Below are 22267 nucleotides of genomic sequence, written 5' to 3' on the forward strand. Positions count from 1 at the left end.
GATATAATTTCGACGGCTTTTGTAACTATCTTTACAATTGCCAGCAAAAAGAGGAGGTAAAAAGGTTGGCAAGAAGACGTAAGCGTAAGAGTCGCCGCCGCCAAGAAGGGCGCAAGATACTTGAGCATGTACCTCAGTACAATCTAGAAAGTGGCGAGTATAAACCGGTTACAGCAGCACGGGCATACATTCGATCACAAGGGATAGTTCCACCTGCCCTACTACTGGTCAAACGTAACGAGCATACCACAGACCGTTATTTCTGGGCAGAAAAAGGGCTCTTCGGTGCCCAATATGTGGAAGAAAATCATTTTCTGTTTCCCAGTTTGCGATTAATCAACTCTCCCTTAAAAAAGGTAGGGGTTGCCGCTCGTAGCCGCTGAAACCTTACTGGTAATATTTATTGAAAGTGCTTTTACTTAGCCCTCCTCAAACTCTAAGGCTTGAGGAGGGCTAAGTATCTTGGGTTTATTTACCTATTCTGCTTATAGTGGGGGAAGATGTCAAACCCTGCTTGCTTACAACAAGGGTTTTAGTTTGAGGGACTGTTGAAGTTGTATTAGTTCATCGCGATGGCCAGTGACTATAACCAAACATTGCTCCGCAGCAGCTTGATCCCCAGGGGCTTGGGTAGACGCTGATTCTAATTTCAGAGATACCTGTTCGAGTCGCTCAGCTTTTTTCCAATAAAAAAGGCCCGCTGCGGGAGCTAGTGCCACTAGCCCCAAAAACACCTTAGTCAAAGTCGGAAACAAAATAGAGAGCACTAGAGATAAGCAGACTATACCACAGGCAGCTAGGACGGTTAAAAAGATAGCCAGAAACCAACTCGGTCGGACTATCCCCTGGAACGTGACTTGATTGGTGGCAGCATCCACCGCCGCCACCTGGTAGGCTCTTTGATCAAAATATTGCTTCAACTGGTTTAGAAGCGATTCTTCTGTTTCTGGGGAAGCTAGCTTCACTTGTTGTATTCGGTCTTTCACAGAGGCTCGAATAAAGAAAAACAAACCTACTGCCAATAAAAGGGTTAGCAAAAGTGTAGAAGCAAGAATAGTTGTATTCACTGAATATTAACTATAAAAATACACATCCTTTGCTACTACTTTACAATGTATGAGACACTAATGGTCAGTTTAGCTCGTCGGTACCCACTAGCTAGAGGCTGTAAGATGCTGGTGTGGGTAGATGGCTAGCAGGTAGCACGCCCTGAATTCACATCTGGGCAAAACAATGCATAACCTGACTTCTGGGATGCCACCAGGGTTTTCACGCGACAGCACCCTGGAATAAATTGCTACTTCCCTACCTAACTGACTCAACAACAGACTGGTGGCAGGGAGTCCTTGGCTGAAATTTCCCCACTGTTTCCTCAGCCATATAGTTATGCCAAAAACTGGCAAGTTCTATAGCTTTCTCCTGCCACTCTGGGCAGATTTGATACATCCTGCGTGGGCGTCCTCTTCCTTCTACTTTTTGCCAGTACGCTGAAATTGCCTGTTTTTCTTCAAGAAACTTCAGTGCACTGTAGAGGACAGTATCTGAGAGTCGATAGGTGGGGTATTCTTGTTCCAGTTGTTGGATCAGTTGTGTTCCATAAGACTCTCCTTGCAACAACACCGATAGCACATAGCATACCGCTAATTCTTTATTGAGATAGTTGGGCGGAGGATCTTGGAAAAAGCTATAGATATCTTCGAATTTCATCTGCATATGTAGTTGGAATTCCCAGTTATTCTAGATGGGATTAGAGGGTTTTCTGGCAAATAGTCATGGTTGGAGGCACCCTGGGAAATTCACGCGCGTTTTGCAGTGAGTTTTCTTGAAACGACTAACCTGGGTAGGTACATCGCTATCACAATTTATAACTTAAAAATCTCTGGCGTAGGGTTTAAATACCTCCCTAATTTGATGAAAGTTTAATGAATTTTGGACTTAACACACCTAAAAAGTAAAGATCAACTTTAATAATTGCTCGAAACCGTTATCCAAAACTACCGACTATCAAGGGTAACATCGGGAAGGAAGACAAGACAGACGAGTAACACCAATTTCATTGATGCGAGCTAGAGAGGATGATCTCGGATGGAAGGATGGGGGCATGGAGGGATGAATATCTAAGCTAATATCCATTTAAATTTCAGATCTTGCCACTTGTGCACAAGCCAGTCTACCATCTCCCCATCTCCCCATCTCCCCATCCCCCCATAAACCGCCATTCACAATTTAAATCCGTTAAAGCTTAATAATTTTTGTGGGGGTTGGTGTAAGTGGCGGTTGGTGTAAGTGGGAGTTAGTGTAACACAAAAGTGAACCATTAATGTGGCTCATCTCACATAGGACCCATTCAGGCAGGTTTTTTAGCAAATTAACGGTTCCCACATTACCTCAGGGCTTTATCTGCGATTTAGCTGGGGATGAATTGCGAGTGTGATCAATCCTTGTCACAATAAAGTTGGTTGCTGACCCCCCCGACCGACAACAAGGGTGTTTAGCTTCCACCCCAAGATTAGCCCTACGTCTTTTCGCGTTGCGGAGCGCGTGGTAGGCGCTTCAAAAGTGATTACTCAAGGGACACAGCCCCCATGCGAGAGATACCTGACAGTTCCATCCCACCAGCTCGTCAAAAAATTGCCCTAACGCTGCGCAGATTCGGTTGGATTTCCTTCTGGACTCAGTTAATCCTAGGGGTGATTTCTACCCTGATTTTAGTGTTTGCAGGGTTTACCCTTGCCAGCCCTCAACCTGACAATCAAGCGGGTCAAGGAATCGGCTTCGGTCTTTTTTTCGTAGTTTGTGGACTAGTGGCTTTAGGTATAGGCATTTATTTTGCCTACCGTTACACTGGAATCGCTAGTCGGCTGCTAGCTGCCAATGGGTCAGACATACCAAGCAAAGCTCAAACCCTTCAAACGATTAGGCTGGGCTTGATTGTGAGTTTAGTAGGAATGTTATTGACCATCATTGGCTCATTTGCAGTCATAGGCAGCCTTGTAGCCCTAGCTCTAGCTGAGCAACAAAATTCAGTTGGGTTGGCTTGTAATGATGTTCCACCGATAGACCTGTTTGTTGTGCAGGCAAACATCAACACTATTTTTGCTAATTTTGTTGGCATAGCGATTTCACTGTGGCTATTTAATCGAGTCAGTCGCTAGCCAACATACCTCACACCAGCTCACCAGCTCACCAGCTCACCAGCTCACCAGCCGACTCCCTACTCCCTACTCCCTACTCCCTACTCCCTACTCCCCTACTCCCGACTCCCGACTCCCGACTCCCGACTCCCAGCAGAAGTTAATTGCCGTTGGCAAGAAAACTGTGGCACATTGGTGAAGTTAGATCCATGTTGCTCAGATGAGTACCGATCATGCGATCGCGCCATTTTAGTAGAGAAAACTCGTGCTTGACCTAAAGCAAATTCGGGAAAATCCACAAAAGGTTCAAGAACTACTAGACCGACGTAGTGTCAATCAATATGACCTACAACCTATTCTGGAACTGAATCAGCGTCAGCGGGAGCTAGAAACATCCCGCACCCAGTTGCAGGCTCGTAGTAATGAAATTGGTAAGCTGATTGGTCAAAAAATCAAATCGGGTAGTCCTCCACAAAGCCCAGAAATTCAGTCGCTCAAGGAAGAGGGTAACCAAATCAAAACTAAGTTGAGCGAACTGGAACCCGAAGAAAAAGACCTAAAAGACCAGCTGAACACCCTCTTGCTATCCCTGCCCAACTTGCCCTGGGAATCCACACCGATTGGCAAGAGTGAAGCAGAAAATGTAGAAGTCCATCGCTGGGGTGATGAGTACATTCCCAAGGATTTCCAAATTCTCCCCCATTGGGAAATTGGCGAAAAACTCGGCATTCTTAACTTTGAGCGAGGGGTGAAAATCGCTCAGAGTCGATTTGTGACATTGATCGGGGCTGGTGCTGCTTTGGAACGAGCACTGATTAACTTCATGCTTGACCAGCAAATTGCTGCTGGCTATACCGAAGTGATGCCACCGGTACTGATCAACAGTGAATCCCTAACCGCTACCGGTCAGTTGCCTAAGTTTGCTGAGGACAGCTTCAAGTGCTCTGATGATGATTTGTGGTTAGCACCCACAGCAGAAGTGCCATTGGTGAATCTCTACCGAGATGAAATCCTCGAAGCATCCCAACTTCCCATTAATCTCTGTGCCTTCACCCCGTGTTTTCGCCGGGAAGCGGGTAGCTATGGGCGGGATACCCGGGGTCTAATTCGACTACACCAGTTTAATAAAGTTGAGCTAGTGAAAATTGTTGATCCGAGTACTTCCTCCGAAGAGCATCAGAAACTGCTTAAGAATGCTGAGGCGATCTTGGAAACCTTGAAATTACCCTACCGGACTGTAGAACTGTGTACAGGGGATATAGGTTTCTCAGCTGCTACAACCTATGACCTAGAAGTTTGGCTGCCTTCGCAAAGGACATATCGGGAGATTTCCAGTTGTTCCAATTGCTTTGATTTCCAGGCACGGCGGGGTAGGATTCGCTTCAAAGAGTCCGGCAAAAAAGGCACTAACTTTGTTCATACTCTCAATGGCTCAGGATTGGCAGTGGGGCGTACTATGTCAGCCATTCTGGAAAATTATCAGCAACCGGATGGAACGGTTAAGATCCCAGAGGCTTTACAGCCTTATATGGGGCGAGACGTGTTGTAATACCATGAGCCTAGAGCCTAGAGCCTAATTGCAATGCCTATACAATAGAAAAATGAAGTTAACATTACATTAAATTATTCACTTCTATGTCAATTTTGGCGGCGATTGCAGTTTTGGCAGTCTTGATTCTTGTTCACGAGTTGGGTCATTTTATGGCAGCTCGTCTGCAAGGAATCTATGCCAATCGCTTTTCTCTTGGCTTTGGTCCAATTCTATGGAAATATCAGGGTCCAGAAACTGAGTATGCAGTGCGAGCGATTCCCCTAGGGGGGTTTGTGGGTTTTCCTGATGATGACCCCGATAGCGATATTCCTCCCAATGATCCCAATTTGCTCCGCAACCGACCGATTCTAGACCGGGCAATTGTGATTAGTGCTGGTGTCATTGCTAACTTGGTCTTTGCTTACTTCCTGCTTGTGGCTCAGGTAGGAATGGTTGGCATCTCGCAATTCAACTACCAACCGGGTGTGGTAGTGCCTAAACTTGCCCCAGAAAGCAGTTTAGTGGCTACAGAAGCAGGCATCAAACCAAGAGACATCATTCTCGCCGTAGATGGTCAGGAGTTGGAAGCAAACCGGGAAGGGATTACTTTCCTGATGAAAGCGATTCAAAATCATCCCAACCAGCCCCTGGAAATGCGGATTCAGCGTCAAAAACAAACGCTACTGTTAAAGGTGATTCCGGAACCAGGGATAGATGGGAAAGGAAAAATTGGTGTACAACTGTCTCCCAATGGAGAAGAAGTGCGTCAACGTGCTGGTAGTTTGCTGGAGGTATTCAGTCGTGGTGCCGAAGAATATCAACGCATTACAGTCTTAACCCTGGAAGGCTTTGGTCAGCTACTGAGTAATTTTGGCGAAACGGCGGAACAAGTGTCTGGTCCAGTGGCAATTGTGGCGATTGGAGCCGATATTGCTCGTTCCAACGCTGTCAATCTTTTACAGTTTGCAGCTCTGATTAGTATCAATCTAGCGATTATTAATATCTTGCCCCTACCAGCCCTTGATGGTGGTCAGTTGGCTTTCTTACTGATTGAAGGACTTCGAGGTAAGCCCTTGCCCATGGAAGTACAGCAGAATATTATGCAAACTGGACTAGTGCTGCTTCTGGGTTTAGGTGTTTTCTTGATTATTCGGGATACAGCTAACCTGGGTTGGGTACAAAACTTATTCCAGTAACCCGTGTTTGGTTGTTATAGGTTACAGGTTGCAGGTTAGAGGTTACAGGTTGTAGGTTGCAGGTTACAGGTTAGAGGTTAGAGGTTACAGGTTAGAGGTTACAGGTTGCAGGTTACAGGTTACAGGTTAGAGGTTGCAGGTTAGAGGTTACAGGTTAGAGGTTACAGGTTGTAGGTTACAGGTTACAGGTTAGAGGTTGCAGGTTAGAGGTTCAAAGATTTATTGACCTAGGTTAGTTGATCCTGTGGGTTTTACTGGTATAGCTTCAGAAGAGATTTACCCTCGATCTTCTCAACATTGGCCTTGCGGCCACGCGTGCGCGTTCAACCTTCCAACCTTCTAACCTTTAACTGGCGCTTATCTAGCCAACGTTCAACCTTCCAACCTTCCAACCTTTCAACCTTCCAACCTTCCAACCTTCCAACCTTCCAACCTTCCAACCTTCCAACCTTCCAACCCATGAGTATTACCCGTAAATGGTCTGCCAAGCAGCAAAGATCCCTAGAGATTCTAATTCGCCTTAAGCGACTCTATCCGGACGCCACCTGCACACTGAATTACGAAACGCCAGTACAGTTAATGGTGGCAACCATTCTTTCAGCTCAATGCACCGATGAACGTGTGAATCAGGTAACACCAGGGTTGTTTCGCCAGTTTCCTGATGCTGTTGCGATCGCTAGTGCTGATATAGAAGTCTTGGAAACTTTAGTGCGCTCTACTGGCTTTTATCGTAATAAGGCGAAAAATATTCAAGGTGCCTGCCGCATGATTGTTAAGGAATACGGTGGTCAGGTACCGAAACAAATGGACAAACTCCTCAAGTTGCCTGGAGTTGCTCGTAAAACCGCCAATGTAGTACTTGCCCATGCCTATGGTATTAACCAGGGAGTCACGGTAGACACTCACGTCAAGCGCCTGAGTCAGCGTTTAGGATTGACAGAACACACCGATCCGATCAGGATTGAGCGAGATTTAATGGGGCTTTTGCCCCAGGAGGATTGGGAAAACTGGTCGATTCGGCTGATTTATCATGGTAGAGCAATTTGTAAAGCCCGAAAACCTGATTGTGATGCTTGTGTTTTGGCGGACTTATGTACCAGTGCCGATCTGGCTGAGGCAACGACTACTACAACAGATAGCTGGAAAACTAACGCTACTGTAACAGCCTCTGATTAAGCTCATCGGATAAGATAAAAAGACAGTGTCTTGTTTTTAGATAGAATTTCAAGAATTAATGGCTAAAAAATCAATGATTGAGCGCGAAAAAAAGCGCAAAAAAATGGTAGAAAAGTACGCAGCTAAGCGGGAGGCGCTCAAGGAAGAGTTTAAAAATGCTGCGACTCAACGAGAAAGGTTAGAGATCCACCGGAAAATACAACAGCTCCCCCGCAACAGCGCCCCCTGCCGTGTGCGGAACCGTTGTTGGGTTACAGGGCGTCCTCGAGGTTACTACCGAGACTTTGGACTATCTCGCCATGTCTTGCGGGAATGGGCACACCAAGGTCTATTGCCAGGTGTGGTTAAATCAAGCTGGTAGGTTAATTGTTTGCAGGTTAACTGGTTGCAGGTTAACTGGTTGCAGGTTAACTGGTTGAAGGTTTTAGGTTGTCTGACATACCCGAGTCTACCCTTAGGGTTTTCCTACTGAAGAGGAGCATAGCCACTCTGCCTTGAGCTTCAACGGGCCCTTGCATGACGCTCTGGGAACTTTCAACCTTAAAACCTTGGCCAATAGGCCACGCGTTCGCGTTCAACCTGAAACATCTACTGCCCACAACAGCGGTCAATGCCAAGACTTTGTAAGAGTAGGTCACTGACAGCGTTAGCGATCGCAAATTCGCCGTAAAAACTTTCTCGAAAGTCAAACGACTGCATTTCTGTAACAATAGCAATCACAAGTGAACCCAAATCATTTTCTCCTTCCATCCGTTGACGGACGAAAATCTGGGCTGCTCGTTGTGCAATCGTTTGATTAATTGCTTCTGGGAGAAACTCTTGATCTAGCCATTGCGCAAGAGTTTCTCGTAACCATTCACCTTCCTGCTCAGGATTTGCAGCTGGTGGCAGAGTAATCGCTGGAATTGGTTTCGGTTTAGCCATAAATAAGGTTTGGTGACGGCTAAGCTAAATAGTTTTCTGTTGACATTTGATTCCATCATACTGTCAACACTCAACACTCAACACTCAACACTCAATACTCAACACTCAACACTCAACAAACTGATCCTGCTAAGCTGATGCGCATTTAAATTGGTTTTTCCCTGTTCCCAGATCCGCTGATCCGAAGTTCCCTTTGAGCAATTTAGGTATCCCAATCTAAATGCTGAACAGCTTATTAAAGACTAAAAAGCCTCTTGAGTCGCTTGCGAACCCAAGCTACAAGATTTCTGTCATCTTCTGCTGCATCCAACAACCCCATTTTCCGCATCTGTTTTTGTCGCTCAGCTAATTCTTCCTGATGCTTGCCTAATTCCTGGACAATGATCTCAGATAGATCTGGATAGTCCTGCAATAGTTGTTTAAAACCTTTATTGCTAATTACAAATAATAGTGACTCTTCTAACGCTCTAACTGATGCTGTTCTTGGTACGCCTAACATTAACGAAAGTTCCCCAAAAAATTGACCTGCCTGAAGACTATTAAGAGTTTTGTTAATCCTCTCTACAAAGACTTCGACAGAACCAGCTAGGATAATATAAAACGCATCTCCAGGGTCCCCTTCATGAAATAAAATCTCTGAGGCACGTAAGCGCTTTCGGTATCCAATTTCAATTAATTGTCTTAGTTCTAATTCAGTAAAATTTTTAAAATAATCGACCTGTCGTAGTAAGTCACGTAAAGCTAAAGGTCTAGGTGTTTTAACTTTGAATGGCTGCTGAGTTGATTGTTCAATAGTTTCTTCAATAGTTTCAAGATTTTGGCGGTGAATCTCTCTCCCCATCAGGGCTTCAGGGTTGCGCAGCCAGAAATCCCTTTGAGGGAAAGGAATTGAGAGTCCCTGCTGACGTAAATTATATTCAATAATAAAATTCAAAGAACTTCTTATAAAAGGTTCTTGATCAATTCGATTGACCCATACCCGAAGTTCAAAGTTTAAAGCACTATCACCAAACCCTTTAAAAAGAACTCTTGGTGTCGGCTCAGATAAGACGGATGGTTCTAAATAAGCAGATTTTAACAGGACTTCTGTCACTAATACTGGATCACTATCGTAAGCGACTCCTACAGGTATGTGTATACGGGCTTTATAGCTGTCAAAAGTCCAGTTAAGCATTCGGTTTTCCACCAGATGAGAGTTAGGAACTACTACATCTCCCCCCTCCCTTGTGCGGATGATTGTAGACCGCATGGAGACTTCTTTAACATATCCGGATAACCCATCAAATTCAATGAAATCACCAACTCTTATTGTTCGTTCTAATAGTAATGTCACACCACTGATAAAGTTTTTAGTTATATCCTGTAGTCCAAAACCAATTCCAACCCCTAAGCCACCAGCAATAACGGCTAATGACCCCAATTCAAAGTTATTATTCAGAACAATTACAATGCCTAATATCCCAAATGCGTAGCTGATGATTGTAGCGATGACTGCTCGATTAGCTTCGTCAATCCCCATTTGGGGAAGTAGCTGTTGTTTGAGAAAGTTTTTTAGGCTACTAGCAAGAAAAATTACTATCATTAAAGATAGTACTAATTTGATTAGTGATTTAATAGATAATTCAGTACTACCTACTTTAAAAATGGTGAATTCAATGAGTTCTAAACCACCTTGTTCATCAATAATATATACCAGTATAAGTAAAATAATATAACTAATTAATTTAGAAATAAACTCTCTTTTTTTTGGATCATTAACTAGCTTATTAAGGAGTTTATAATTCAGGATTTTTTTGAAATCTTGAATTATAAATTTAGCCGTTAAAAATAAAAATATTAATTGAAGTATGGTGAGAATAGATACAGACTCTCCTCCCAGTTGGAAGAGGGGGTTTCTTAAGAATTCTAAAACTAATTTATCAAGAGGCATAAATAACTGCTTTTCAGCTATGAATCTATATTTATACCACTTAATTTTAGTATTATTTTACTATTCCGATCTCAGAGTTGCTATTTACCACTTTTCCCGCTTGCAACTCCCAGACCAGTGAAATTCATTGCACGACCGAGCATGAAGCGCTTTGAGCAACACAAGTACTTTTGAGTCAGGCACAAGCAACAAACCTGACAACAAAGCCTAAAAACCCCTTGCCACACTGACAAAATCAGTAATCAGCACACTAATCAGCACTCAGTACTAGCTTCAAGTTAGCTTCAGAAATTATTACATATTATACCATGTTTGACAATGATGTGACGGTCTCTGTCAAATGTAATCACACCACGGTTATGGAGTTCTCCTAGAGTTTTAGTCACTGTGACCCGAGAGGTGCCGATGGCATTAGCTAGATTCTGATGGGTCATGGGCACACTCAAGCGAGTTCCCGAGGGAACTGGCTCCCCCATTTCCTGTTTCAACAAGAATAATAACTGCTGCAAGCGGTCTTCCACTCGGCGCAGTCCAGCGATCGCTAAAAGTGCTTCTGTCTGTTGTATCCTGTGACCTAGCTGATTGAATAGGGTATGAGATAGATGAGGGGACGCTTCCAATTCAATCATCGAAAACCATTTAAGATGCACTTCGGATAAAGCTTGAGCCTGATAGGTGTCTAGAGCAGCCAACCCAATCCGGAAGGAGGTATCGGGCAATGCCCAACCTAGTAGCACTTCCTCTCCATCAAGGTTAATTTTACCAAAAAAATGGGTCTAAAGCCCCGTCCTTCGTTCGACGGCAATTCTAAGAGACAATGGGATTGAAAGTTGGCACCTTGTGTGCTACACTAAAAGTATAATCAATAGACTGTAGTAGCTAGATACTGTCTAAACATAAGTAGGCAACGTAAAAAATATGTAGAGCGTACATATTTCGTAATTGGGTCTAACGACTTAAATGTTTATGAAAGATTTAGATAAAAAAGTATCTAGTTAAATAGATTTTGAAAAGGTACGGTGGGGCACACCGAAACCCAAGTCGGAAGACTAAATACGCTTGTGGATTTAAAGTTACCGTAAGAATAGTGGAGCCTTTATAGTCGGTCGGTTATGCAGCATAGGGGAAAGGTTTTGTAGTAAGGCTCCACTATTCTAAGGTTTCGTCTCCAAGGAGACCTCTATTTTTCCTGGCTCCGGCAAGGGATAACAAGTCACCCCGTGGAAGCAAGAATCCCCGTCCTTCCAGGGCGGGGAGTGTCAATCAGTTGAACAATACCTTGACAGACTTGCCAGATCCCAGGTGCAACCAAAGGAATGATTTCCCCCTTTGAATACCAACGCAGCCGCTGTCGCTGTTTTTGTCCGTCTTGGGATATTCCGTGAAAGGCCTTTTGGGTTAGAGGCATTGTTTATAAGTTCTGTAGCTTCTCAAGCTCTATTAAACGCTCTTTGTAATGGGTAGGCAAAATAGTTTTGGTTTACCGTTGACTGTTGACCGTCCAGGGTTGACTGTACCATGTACTTAAAAGTAAACAGTCAACAGCCAGCATCCTAACTTGATTTCTCCCTACTTAGCTTATATTTCTTCTTAACTGACATCAAAAACCTATACCAGGCTTGGGCTGGTTGGTCGTAAAATGTGAAGATATCCCCATAAGCAACTGTGGCATCCTGATGATGAAGCCAATGCTTTTCTGGAGTAGTAATGCACAAGAAGTTGCAAAAGCGCTCTAGGGTCTCCGGAGTTTTCCACTCCATCACAGAAACATGCCTCCAGATCACATGAAGCTCACCCAAGACTAGTCCCAAGATAGTTCCTAGAGGAGAAATTTGCCAGAACCAAGGCACAAACATCAAATAAGGAAAGGCACCTGCGAAACCATCAAGGATTACCAGGGGGTTCTTAGTTAATACAGCATAGTGAATGAAGCTACGATTCTTACTATGGTGTACTATGGCATGGAATTTACCAAAAATGTGCTCAGGGACATGGTACACAAAAGTAGAAAGGAAATCCCCAAGTAGTAGCTGCACTAAAGCAACCAATAAAATCTTAATGATGAACACATCTAACTCCTCTTCGTCTGCGCTGATCTTAGTCAACAAAAGTTAAGGTTTGTCAAAGAATAGGTTAAACTTAAATTTATTATTTCTTGAAGGTATGCTACTATAGCAATTCTCAATCATTCTTGTACAATAATCGCTTTCTTATCTAAGATTTGAAATTAAGCCAATGTTTTCAACTTATCACTTATGACTCCTGACTTCTAATTTTTATACTTCATCTAAGTTGTACCACTCCGGCACGACGCGCTATATAATTTGAATTACTGAATTAATTGATATCCCTTTGCGGTTAATAGTTAATAGTTAATTGTCCCTTAACAATTAACCAACAAGCTTCAATGATCAGTAGTCAACTGGACAGCATATCAATCTGTCTATAGATGAGCTATAATTGACACCAATATCAAGCAGGTTTTTTATTTAAAAACATACTCAATTTAAATATTTTAAAACTAGCAATAATTTCAAGCGAAATCAAGTCTATAGTGACTTATAGTTTTCCAAATTACAGCGTTTTTCACAACTATGAGGTACACAAAATTTTTTCCCTGTTCCCTATTCCCTGTTCCCTGCTCCCTGCTCCCTAAAACCCAGAGATTTGTACCTGACCGAATTTAAAACCGATGTACATTATATCCCGCAACTATCACAGTTTTTTTTACAGGACTGACGCAGTAAGCTGATGTGCATTTAAATTGGTTATTCCCAGATCCGCTGTTCCCTTTGAGGAATTTAGGTATCCCAATCTAAATGCTGAACAACTTAACCTTACTTGTAGTGGCGTGGCCAGCTTAAAATTGTCTAATATAGAGTAATATCATGTAGGGATAATTACCCTTAATAAAAATCTCCCCATCTCCCCATATTCCCCTCCTGGGAGGGGTTAGGGGTGGGTATCACCCTCCCTCTAATTATGGGTATTAAACCTGACTTGATATAAGACGAAACCTGACTTGATATAAGACGAAAAAGGTTAAATGGTAAGAAGAGGAGGATAATTCTAATGCATCAAATTAATCTGGCTACCCCAGTAGGAAGCCACGGCGTCGGTTCCTACTAAATAAGCGCGTTTAGCCCCCAGTTTTGGGTAAGTCCTATTTTAATGACGAATTACCAATTACCAATTACCATAAAAGTTCAATCTTCCATTTCAGTTGACTCAGTTTGATCGGATTGGGTGCTTTCGGCATTTATCAACGTATTATTCGATGAATTTATGTTCCGCTTTCCTTCAGAGGCACGCTTATCCAAAATTGTCTTCAGCCTTGCTGAAGGCATTTCTCTATTAATATGAATCTGAATTTTCGGACCGGAACTAGCTAGACGAATAATCATCCCATGGATAACCGGCATTTGGGTAATCCGCTTGCCATCCATGTAGGTGCCATTGGCACCTAAACTGATAATTTCCCAACCATTAGGATTTCGCCGTAGTTCTACATGGTGACGGGAAACTACAGCGCTATAGAGAATAACATGATTATCGGTTGACCGGCCAATCCGAATCACTGATTCTGTTTCAAAGGGCCAACTTTGAACAGGCACAGACTGGAGAGGATGCAGTAGGGTTAGGGTAATCGCCGGTGTCACATCTTTCAAGGATTTTGTCCTCACGGCCTGATACTGTTAACTATCCCCCACCGACATGACGTGGGATTTCCTTGCTTATACAGCCAAAACGGCTGCCAGAGTTAGTCATATCTGCTTAGATTTACAAGGACTTACATGCACCCCAATTAAGGCACACCTATATTAATATAGAATCTACTTTGACACTCCCCGTCCTAAAAGAACGGGGATTCTTGGCTCTACGACTCGTCGTGGCTCTTTCAAACCGGAGTCAGAAAAAGTAGAGGACTTTTCTCCCCAAGCGTTTAGATCATAGATCTAGGTTTCGGTGTGCCCCACCGTACCTTTTTTATAGGAATAGACAGGGTGCGACCCGTAGCGAATTTAATTCGCCGACGGAAAACGCACCTTTATACTTTTTTATCTAAGTTTTTCATAGACGTTGTAGTCGTTAGACCAAATTACGCAATACGTATCTCATACATATTTTTTACGTTGTCTACTTATGATTAGATAATACCTATCTGAGAAAAAGTTTATTGCTTATGCTTTTATTCTATCACATCCGACGGAAAAGCCGTCCTAGAAGTACGGGGCGCGATTACCCAAACTTTTTGGTAAACACTATGACTATAGACGACCTTAGTAGAAGGGGCAATCTAGGAGAGTGCCACCATTGTGAATTATTAATCTCAGGCTATCACTTAAAAGGAAGGTCTGCAATTGGCTATAAGCCCTCTCTTGAAACATCCTTTAGTAAACTGCCCCGACCTAGCTAGCGCTTTAGGTCGGGGCTTTGTCCCAGATCAATTTTGCACAACCAGCTGTCACACGCACCTAGCACCGGCAACTCAAGAACTTTGGAACAAAAATGTCACTTTATCACCTTTCCCCAAGCTAATGCGATCGCCTGTTCTTAGCCGATGCCGATTGCCTGGTGCTAGAGAGGTGTGGTTGACATAAGTGCCATTGGAGCTGCCTACATCTTCAATATAGTAGGTATCCCCCTCAACTCTGATATCCGCGTGAATGCGAGAGACAATGTCTGAGTCAGGAAAACCAGAGACATCAATATCCGGTGGAATTTTATCATTGGGCTTACCCATATGAATCACTGATATATGCTGCGGTAACTCAATTGTTGTATTGGTTTGCATATGCAACAGTTGAGCTGAGATTACCTGCAACTGAGTTTGGGCACTACCTCTATCGGGTACAGGGGGCGGTGGTGGGTTCTCTAAGTCAGTTTCTGGTATTGATGGTGAGGGTGAGTTTTGGCTAGATTCTTCCTGAGAAAACCCTAAATTGCCAACGGTAGGCAGGGGCAATGGCAGGGTTTCTAAGTCAGGATTCTGCGGTTGAAATGCTTCTGAGTTGAGGGCTCGATTAACGACCGTAGCTGGCATAGCGGTGGTAGATTCAGCATCATCAGAACTGATAGGATTGGATGCTGGATCGGGGACTTGAGTATTCATAGCCATCGGTATAGGTTCAACAAGTGGGTCTGGGGATACCAAGTCGGGTATCTCTGGGGTAGAGTTTGACCCTGATTTCTCCCCTTTCTCCATATTGGCACCCACATTCAAGTGAAATCCACACTGACCACAGAAGCTGGCATCAGTCTGAACTGTTGCACCACAGTTAGGACAGCTGGTAGTGGAAGGTAAGGGAGTGTAGCAGGCTTCACATTGGGTAGCCCCTTCCGGATTTTGGTGATTGCAGTTAGGGCAAACAATCATAGAACTTTAATTTATTATTTTTAACAGCTATTATCTAGTTTCAGATAATGTGACGATCATACACTTCCCGATCGGGCAAGTGTAGGCTTAATGCACCTCTTAAGGCTACCAGAGCTTCTTTCTCCTTTGGAGACTCTGCGCGAACGAGGTACTATGATTTATAGAATTATCAATAACTGGATTTACTCATGGCGCGTTTTATTGTCAGGAACACTTCCTGCTCCGCTTGTAATAGACTTGATTGAAGTTACTGTTCGGTTCTTTTTGCTGGTATCTAATCGAGCAACCTTCTCGCTGATTAGACTACACTAGACTTGGACTATGATCCCGTGAAAATTAGACGTAATTCCTGTGCCCCATTCAACTACTGCTCGCCTATTGTAGAAGACCTGGAATTGGTGCGGGTTGAAGCTACAGTGGGAGCATATAAGGCAAAAGGCTTCCACACAAAAGGCTTCCAGGCAAGTCACCCTAATTAAGTATCAAAATCCCTAAAAATATAACATACTCCCGTGACAGCTCCCACACTGAACTCAAAGAGTCAGTGTGGGAAACAAGCGCCAATCCAGCTATTGCTTTGGAGGCGCTGGGCTTTTTGAACGGACTGCCCTCTATTGATGCAAAGCGCGAGTGGTTTGAAGTTACCGTAAGATAGGGTCGCCTTATTAAAAAACATTTAACCCTTTTCTGCATAACCTGCTAACTATAAAGGCTCCACTATCTAAGGTTTCGTCTCCGGGGGAAACCACGCCAATTGCTCATGGGGGGAACCCCCTAGACAGCACTGGCTACCCAAGACCGCGCTGCATCGCTGCCGCTCTGTTTTATTGGTCTTTTTTCTTAAGACTGTTGTGCTGACAAACCAGCATTTAAGGCCGTAGGCTACGCTACGGGAACGGCTTTGTTTATCAGTAAATATATTATAGCAATTCCATGCATACCCTGTGCAAAATTCATCCCACATCTCAATGCTACGCCATGAGTGTGGGATGAATTTTGCCGGAAGCTAAAACTATAATAGTTTCTCAGTAACTGGATAGAACTGTTTCCCACTTCATCGTTCACACTTGACACTTCCGCGCTTGTCAATGTTTCAAATCTTCACCTGCTGATTGATCTAGAAGCCACCAAAGTTCTCCTTGGGGCTGGATCAACCGAGCTGGATAGGTTTGTGGATCAGCTTCGGGGGCAAATATTTGAGCTAGGGCTGCTCTTTTGCCAGCACCAGCAACCAGAAACATAACGCAGTTGGCATGGTTAATCAAGCTCGACGTAAAGGTGATTCGTGGTTGACCATCTTTGTTGCCAACTGTAACGAGTCGGTCTTTTACTTGCAGAGCCTCTGTATGGGGGAATAGGGAAGCAGTATGACCATCATCACCAATGCCTAACAAAATTACATCAAAGCCAGGAAACTCTCCTACTGGTATGCCAAAAAACTCATACAGTTGAGCTTGATGTTTTTCCGCATCAGCAGCGGGGCTAGAGCCGTCGGTGGGCATGGGGTGAATGTTAGCCTCTGGTATATCGACTTTGTCTAACCAGGCAAGACGAGCCATCCTTTGATTACTATCGGGGTGCTCGGGACTAACATAGCGTTCATCACCCCAAAACACATGAATGTTATTCCAGGCAAGGTCAAAGGTAGCGATCGCTTCATATAAAGGCTTGGGGGTGCTACCGCCAGCAAGGGCAATCGTACACCGACCGTTAGCCTGGATTGCTCCTTGGATTTTAGTGAGGACAACATCAACAGCTCGCCTAATCAAAGCTTCTTTATCCGGTACAACTTCAACCACTTTGTTCATAAAACCTGTCTGCCGAGGAACACTACATCCACAAGACTACCTTTAATCAGCTAGTGCGATCGCTTTACCTGATTCAGGAAGAATACCAGAAATTATCCTAACACCTTGATTAGTGGTTAATGGTTAATGGTTAATGGTTAATGGTTAATGGCTAAGGCTCGTGACGCTCACCTAAAAGGTAGAGCGCGGGACTTCCCGTCTAAAACTTAACACCAGCAAAGGATGTTGGAGTTAGGATTCTCGATTGCCATAGGTTAATATGGGCAAAGCGCCAGGGTTGGCCTTCGTGCTCTTATATTGATCACTTATTGAGTACTACAAAAACTAGTAAGCCAGTAAGTTGAGGAGGGATTACTCAGTCAAGTCCCCAAGTTGATGATTAAGTTAATCTACTAATCGCGCTTCATAGCCCATGAATACTAATTCTGTTTATTCCTCGTTTACTGCTCTGACTCTTAAGGTTGTCGGGCTGATAATGATCGTTTCCTCTCTTTTGGATTACATAATTTTGGCAATTCCCCCACAGGGAGCTAGCCTGTTAAAGCCAGAGTGGCAGTTGAACTTTGCTACCCAAGTTGTTGACCGAGGCATTATCCCTATGGTCGGTATTGGGTTTTTATTTGCTGGATATTGGATTGCTCAAAGTGCTGCTACCGCTACCACAGAGCCAAAATCTTCGGTTCAAGATATCAGATTTTGGGTGCTGTGTCTGTCTAGTTTTCTAGGGTTGGTCTTTCTGCTAATGGTACCCCTACATCTCAATAACCTTCGTTTGCAAAGTTCCCAGGCTCTAGAACAAATTAACCAAAGAGCCAAGACCGCCGAAGTTCAACTGGAAAACCGCACTCAGCAAGTCACTGAACTTCTCAAAAGTCCTCAGGGTATAGCCCAGGTAGAAAAGAAACTCGCCGATTTAGACGCAGCCATTAAAAGTGGTAGGATTCCAGCACAACAGCTTGAGCAAGCCAAAGCTCAAGCTAACAGAGTTAGACAACAATTGCAGGCAATTAAGGAAAACCCTGATGTGCTCAATCAAGAAGTAGAGCAGAATATTAACCAAATCCGTAGTCAGAAACTTCAACTAGAGAAACGAGCCACCACTGAAGCTTTAAAACTGGGCATTAAAACTGGTCTGAGTAGCTTACTCCTAGCAATTGGCTATATTGCCATTGGCTGGACCGGATTGCGAGGGTTGGGAAGTACACCAGTAACCCGTCGTGGCCAAGCTTAGTAGGGTAGAGACTTTTAACCCTGACCAGATTTTTGATGATGATCCCCTTGACATGTTCTCGATCTATATCCTGACCTACAACGAAGAACTAGATATTGCTGCTTGTATCGAGTCAGCCAATCTCTCGGACGATGTGATTATCGTAGATTCAATCAGTAGCGATCGCACTGTAGAAATTGCTAGTCAGTATCCGGTGCGAGTTGTGCAGCACGCCTTTGAAAGTCACGGACGTCAGCGCACCTGGATGCTCAAGGAAGTCCCCACCAAGTACGAATGGGTCTATATCCTAGAAGCTGATGAACGCATGACCCCTGAGTTATTTGCCGAATGCCAGGGAGCAATACAACGACAGGAGCATGTGGCTTATTACGTTGCAGAGCGGGTCATGTTCATGAATCGGTGGATTCGCTACTCTACTCAGTATCCCCGTTACCAACTACGGCTGTTTCGTAAGGAAAAGGTTTGGTTTGATGATTATGGTCATACGGAACGGGAAGTATGTGATGGACCGACTGGTTTCATCAAAGAAACATATCCTCACTACACCAACAGTAAGGGATTTACCCGTTGGATTGATAAACACAATCGCTACTCTACCGACGAAGCTATCGAAACCTTGCGCCAGTTGGAGCAAGGAACTGTTGAGTGGGCAGACCTATTTTTTGGGCGTTCGGAAGTAGAAAGACGCCGTGCCCTCAAAAACTTGTCCTTACGCTTGCCCTGGCGACCTGTATGGCGTTTTATATACATGTATTTCCTACTGGGAGGCTTCCTGGATGGTCAAGCCGGGTTTACCTGGTGTACCTTACAAGCATTTTATGAGTATCTGATATTGGTCAAACTTTGGGAACTCAAGCATCCCATGCACCCTCCCTGTAGCCGTGTCATGCCCTCAACTTCCCAAGGCTCAAAAGACTCTGATGCTACCCAGGTCACTTCATCCTCATCCTAGTAGTCTTGATGTCAGATTAGGGTAGAATCAAAGAGATTACTATACCATTGGCTAACTAACTGAATTTGCTAACTAACTGATAAATCTAACATTTCATAGTAAAACTGGGTAGCAGCAATCCCCGCGTCTAATCACCGAGGAGTGTCAATTCCGATTCTCTATCTTTGTTAATCTATCTCTGGTAATATGTAAACAATAATACCGATTAGTCTGGTCAAAGGGAAAAAGCTGGTCTGATGTTAGTTCATGCCAGTAATAACCCTATAGCTAGTGCTGGTTAAAATCTAGTCATGGGTATAACGCCCTAATGTCATCATCTTCTTCATCTTGTCAAGCATTAACTAGCGCCAGACTTTGGAAGTGGTCTTCTAGATTGATGCAAACGGGCTACCGTTTTGTGGCAGTATCTAGAAACAAGATTTGGAGTAGCTAAAGCCAGCTCCAAACTCTAGAACGGCAAGGGAAAACAGGTGTAATTCCACTGTTAAAACTTACCTTTAAAGTATTTATTCTCCAAAACCAAAAAAGATCAGGAGGGAGAATGTTAGCCATGGGTCGCCATGCCTAGGGTTAACTATTGAGAACAGTTAATGGGTGCAGCTTAGGTTTTCCCTATGATATAGCTTACCATGGGTGAAAGCAACCTCGCTTTACTCCTACTCCACCTACTTTAAAATTAGTGTCTGTAGCGTGCGCCTATGCGCAATATAACCAACTATCCGACCATTGAGGAGTCTAAAGTCAGGATATTCGAGTCAGATTAATTGATTGTCAAGGAATTTTTCCCTTGAAATCCTCGAAAGAATCTAATAATCGTTCTGTATAGTCCCACTAACATAGCTGAATTATTATGATGAAAACTGAATTCTATATCCTGTCTCATTCTCATAGGCGAGTAAATTGATTAGAACGAACTGAGGTATACTAGTCTATAACGGCTATATCCACCTTGGCATTTTTTCACCCACTCCAAAAAAAGTGGCTATAACAAGGTAAGCTATCAGCTATCAGCGTGTCGCGTATCAGCTATTAGCGTGTCGCGTATCAGCCAAAAGGCCTGTAGCAACGCTACCGGAACAGTTTATGCCCATAGCGCACTCTACACCGAACAGCTTTTGAATAAAATACGCTGACGGCTGATGAATAAAATACGCTGACGGCATTAGGCTGAATGCTTACATAAAAAGTTGGAAGAGTAGTAGGGAATTGAGGTGGCTAGTCAAAAATTTTATTCAGTTATAAAAAGGAGAATCTGTGCTCTGTGTTCGAGGGCTTGAAGCAGGATCTAAAAAATGACCTAATTGCGGGGATTCTAGTGGTAATTCCCCTGGCTACCACAATCTGGTTGACGATTACAATCGCCAACTGGGTGATAAATTTTTTAACTAGAATTCCCAAACAAATTAACCCTTTTGATAATCTCCACCCCATCTTAGTAAATCTGCTAAATTTAGCAGTGGGACTGACAGTACCACTACTATTTATTATGCTGATTGGCTTAATGGCACGCAACATTGTTGGACGGTGGTTGCTAGATTTGGGTGAGAAAATATTGCAGGCGATTCCCTTAGCTGGCTCAGTATACAAAACCCTTAAACAGATTTTGGAAACCCTTTTACAGGATTCTAAAACTAAGTTTAGTCGGGTGATTTTGGTAGAGTATCCTCGCCAAGGAGTCTGGGCGATCGCTTTCGTCACAGGTGTTGTCAGTGCACAACTCCAATCCCACATGAATCGCCCGATGTTGAGCGTTTTCATACCTACTACTCCTAATCCCACCAGTGGCTGGTATGCTATGGTTCCTGAACAGGACGTCATTAATCTTTCGATGTCCATCGAAGATGCCTTTAAAGTATTGCTCTCAGGTGGAATTGTTAGCCCAGATAACCCGGGAATCCCAATTAACCTACAGCAGCCTCCTGAAAAGCAACCATTGGAAGAACCATTGCCTGAGATGATACAGCAGGTTTTGCCAACAGAAGAAACCTAATCTTTTTGGGTAAAAGGACAAAATTAGCTAAGGACAAAAAATGCAACCTCGCAGAATTGCCCGTGAACTGGCTCTTTTGAGCATCTCTCAGATGCCCAACTCACCAGAGCGGTTGGATACACAACAACTGAATAATCTGGTGCTGGCGGCTATTCGTACCCTGACTGGAGAAATTCAAGAGGCTTTAGAAACGGCGGCGGCTGAATTGAAACGGGGTAGCGATCGCATTCTCGAAAGTGAAACTCGCGCTACTGATGTACGTAGTGCTAGAGCAATGGTAACGGATGCAATTGAGTTAACTGAGAAAGCGATCAATCACTTGGGAAGTGCGGTAGAGATTCCCGAAATTGTCCAGTTGTCTAATACGGTTGAAGTCCGTAGCTATACCCTAGAAATTCTCAAAGCTGTCAGTCGTAGACAGCTTGAGATTGATCAGATGTTGAACCAAGCCCTTAAAGATTGGCAACTGAAGCGCTTACCTCGTATTGACCGGGATATTCTGCGCATGGCTGTGGCGGAAATTTCGTTTTTAGGTATCCCAGACCGAGTCGCAATTAATGAAGCAGTGGAACTGGCTAAACGCTACAGTGATGAAGAGGGACACCGTTTTATTAATGGTGTTTTGCGTCGTGCCAATGAGTTGATTAAAACTCAAGCTCTAACACAATAGCGGAGGGAGTAGGGAGTAGGGAGTAGGGAGTAGGGAGTAGGTAGTAGGGAGTAGGGAGTAGGGAGTAGAGAGGGTAGTGGTAAAGATGTAGTGATTTGGCTAGGGTCTGGTCAAGGTAACGGGAGCTAAAATCACTACTTGTGTAGCACTACCGTAGAGATGAGGAGTATCGGGAATAGAATAAAATTCGGCTAATAGGCAAGACTATATTAGAAAATTAATAATATTAACTCAAATATCGATAAAATTAAGACAAACGCTTGGGGATTAGCCTAGGGCTAAGCACTCAAAACCTAAATCAAATATTGAATATATATAGTTAATTGACGCCATAGTCAAGTAAGGGTA

The 22267-nt window shown here is 43.7% G+C and carries 20 protein-coding genes and 2 pseudogenes; 12 read left to right on the forward strand and 10 right to left on the reverse strand.

Features of this window, described 5'->3' with window-relative positions:
• Nucleotides 1-65 precede the first annotated feature (65 nt).
• Complete coding sequence (locus F6K53_RS18035) at nucleotides 66-383, forward strand: DUF3155 domain-containing protein (protein WP_008178570.1); 318 nt, start codon at nucleotides 66-68, stop codon at nucleotides 381-383.
• A 135-nt stretch (nucleotides 384-518) separates the two neighbouring features.
• Here the strand turns inward: F6K53_RS18035 and F6K53_RS18040 are convergent, their stop codons facing one another.
• Both F6K53_RS18040 and F6K53_RS18045 read right to left on the reverse strand, forming a co-directional pair.
• Nucleotides 519-1067: a cofactor assembly of complex C subunit B gene (locus F6K53_RS18040; protein WP_293022150.1), complete on the reverse strand. Its 549-nt coding sequence runs from the start codon at nucleotides 1065-1067 to the stop codon at nucleotides 519-521.
• 238 nt (nucleotides 1068-1305) lie between these two features.
• Nucleotides 1306-1707: a helix-turn-helix transcriptional regulator gene (locus F6K53_RS18045; RefSeq protein ID WP_293022147.1), complete on the reverse strand. Its 402-nt coding sequence runs from the start codon at nucleotides 1705-1707 to the stop codon at nucleotides 1306-1308.
• 878 nt (nucleotides 1708-2585) lie between these two features.
• Here F6K53_RS18045 and F6K53_RS18050 point away from each other — a divergent pair.
• The 6 genes and pseudogenes from F6K53_RS18050 to rpsN all read left to right on the forward strand — a co-directional run bounded on the left by F6K53_RS18050 (nucleotide 2586) and on the right by rpsN (nucleotide 7398).
• Nucleotides 2586-3155, forward strand: coding sequence for a DUF3611 family protein (locus F6K53_RS18050; RefSeq protein ID WP_070392824.1), 570 nt, complete (start codon nucleotides 2586-2588; stop codon nucleotides 3153-3155).
• Nucleotides 3156-3399: 244 nt separating this feature from the next.
• Nucleotides 3400-4683 (forward strand): serine--tRNA ligase, encoded by a 1284-nt coding sequence (gene serS, locus F6K53_RS18055; RefSeq protein WP_293069116.1) that lies wholly within the window; start codon nucleotides 3400-3402, stop codon nucleotides 4681-4683.
• Nucleotides 4684-4769: 86 nt separating this feature from the next.
• A complete protein-coding gene (gene rseP, locus F6K53_RS18060; RefSeq protein WP_293056038.1) occupies nucleotides 4770-5861 on the forward strand; it encodes an RIP metalloprotease RseP in 1092 nt (363 codons plus the stop codon).
• A gap of 416 nt (nucleotides 5862-6277) precedes the next feature.
• A pseudogene (locus F6K53_RS45895) lies at nucleotides 6278-6337 on the forward strand (hypothetical protein); the annotation flags it as partial.
• Nucleotides 6321-7037 carry an endonuclease III gene (nth, locus tag F6K53_RS18065; RefSeq protein WP_293081584.1) on the forward strand — a complete coding sequence of 239 codons (717 nt, stop codon included), beginning with the start codon at nucleotides 6321-6323 and terminating at the stop codon, nucleotides 7035-7037. The pseudogene F6K53_RS45895 and the gene nth, both read left to right, overlap by 17 nt.
• A 58-nt stretch (nucleotides 7038-7095) precedes the next feature.
• Nucleotides 7096-7398: a 30S ribosomal protein S14 gene (gene rpsN / locus F6K53_RS18070; protein ID WP_008178551.1), complete on the forward strand. Its 303-nt coding sequence runs from the start codon at nucleotides 7096-7098 to the stop codon at nucleotides 7396-7398.
• Between the two features lie 227 nt (nucleotides 7399-7625).
• On the opposite strand, the gene F6K53_RS18075 is transcribed toward rpsN, so the two are convergent.
• The 3 genes from F6K53_RS18075 to F6K53_RS18085 form a co-directional block, all read right to left on the reverse strand.
• A complete protein-coding gene (locus F6K53_RS18075) occupies nucleotides 7626-7961 on the reverse strand; it encodes a hypothetical protein (protein ID WP_071104310.1) in 336 nt (111 codons plus the stop codon).
• A 235-nt stretch (nucleotides 7962-8196) separates the two neighbouring features.
• Nucleotides 8197-9891: a cyclic nucleotide-binding domain-containing protein gene (locus F6K53_RS18080; protein ID WP_293069119.1), complete on the reverse strand. Its 1695-nt coding sequence runs from the start codon at nucleotides 9889-9891 to the stop codon at nucleotides 8197-8199.
• A 284-nt stretch (nucleotides 9892-10175) separates the two neighbouring features.
• Nucleotides 10176-10628, reverse strand: coding sequence for a Crp/Fnr family transcriptional regulator (locus F6K53_RS18085; protein WP_293069121.1), 453 nt, complete (start codon nucleotides 10626-10628; stop codon nucleotides 10176-10178).
• A 328-nt stretch (nucleotides 10629-10956) separates the two neighbouring features.
• On the opposite strand from F6K53_RS18085, the pseudogene F6K53_RS18090 reads away from it, so the two are divergent.
• Nucleotides 10957-11049 (forward strand): annotated as a pseudogene (locus tag F6K53_RS18090) (RNA-guided endonuclease TnpB family protein); the annotation flags it as partial.
• 55 nt (nucleotides 11050-11104) lie between these two features.
• Here the strand turns inward: F6K53_RS18090 and F6K53_RS18095 are convergent.
• The 5 genes from F6K53_RS18095 to pgl form a co-directional block, all read right to left on the reverse strand.
• A complete protein-coding gene (locus F6K53_RS18095) occupies nucleotides 11105-11299 on the reverse strand; it encodes a hypothetical protein (RefSeq protein WP_293069123.1) in 195 nt (64 codons plus the stop codon).
• A gap of 145 nt (nucleotides 11300-11444) precedes the next feature.
• Nucleotides 11445-11996, reverse strand: a complete 552-nt coding sequence (locus F6K53_RS18100; protein ID WP_293081572.1) for a sterol desaturase — start codon at nucleotides 11994-11996, stop codon at nucleotides 11445-11447.
• Between the two features lie 1101 nt (nucleotides 11997-13097).
• The gene (locus F6K53_RS18105) at nucleotides 13098-13559 is read right to left on the reverse strand and encodes an FHA domain-containing protein (RefSeq protein ID WP_293048291.1); all 462 of its coding nucleotides are present in this window, start codon (nucleotides 13557-13559) and stop codon (nucleotides 13098-13100) included.
• An 821-nt stretch (nucleotides 13560-14380) separates the two neighbouring features.
• Nucleotides 14381-15268: an FHA domain-containing protein gene (locus tag F6K53_RS18110; protein ID WP_293028663.1), complete on the reverse strand. Its 888-nt coding sequence runs from the start codon at nucleotides 15266-15268 to the stop codon at nucleotides 14381-14383.
• A 1085-nt stretch (nucleotides 15269-16353) separates the two neighbouring features.
• Nucleotides 16354-17076 carry a 6-phosphogluconolactonase gene (pgl, locus tag F6K53_RS18115; RefSeq protein ID WP_293069128.1) on the reverse strand — a complete coding sequence of 241 codons (723 nt, stop codon included), beginning with the start codon at nucleotides 17074-17076 and terminating at the stop codon, nucleotides 16354-16356.
• 412 nt (nucleotides 17077-17488) lie between these two features.
• On the opposite strand from pgl, the gene F6K53_RS18120 reads away from it, so the two are divergent.
• The 4 genes from F6K53_RS18120 (at nucleotide 17489) to nusB (ending at nucleotide 21919) form a co-directional block, all read left to right on the forward strand.
• The gene (locus tag F6K53_RS18120) at nucleotides 17489-18307 is read left to right on the forward strand and encodes an HpsJ family protein (protein ID WP_293069130.1); all 819 of its coding nucleotides are present in this window, start codon (nucleotides 17489-17491) and stop codon (nucleotides 18305-18307) included.
• A gap of 52 nt (nucleotides 18308-18359) precedes the next feature.
• Entirely contained in the window at nucleotides 18360-19259 is a 900-nt protein-coding gene (locus F6K53_RS18125; protein WP_293028671.1) for a glycosyltransferase family 2 protein, read from the forward strand.
• 1261 nt (nucleotides 19260-20520) lie between these two features.
• Nucleotides 20521-21249, forward strand: coding sequence for a DUF502 domain-containing protein (locus F6K53_RS18130; RefSeq protein ID WP_293046021.1), 729 nt, complete (start codon nucleotides 20521-20523; stop codon nucleotides 21247-21249).
• A 40-nt stretch (nucleotides 21250-21289) separates the two neighbouring features.
• Nucleotides 21290-21919 (forward strand): transcription antitermination factor NusB, encoded by a 630-nt coding sequence (nusB, locus tag F6K53_RS18135; RefSeq protein ID WP_293028650.1) that lies wholly within the window; start codon nucleotides 21290-21292, stop codon nucleotides 21917-21919.
• The last annotated feature ends 348 nt before the right edge of the window (nucleotides 21920-22267 follow it).

Origin of the sequence: Moorena sp. SIO4A1, from assembly GCF_010672065.1 — a bacterium.
In the GTDB taxonomy this organism is placed as follows: domain Bacteria; phylum Cyanobacteriota; class Cyanobacteriia; order Cyanobacteriales; family Coleofasciculaceae; genus Moorena.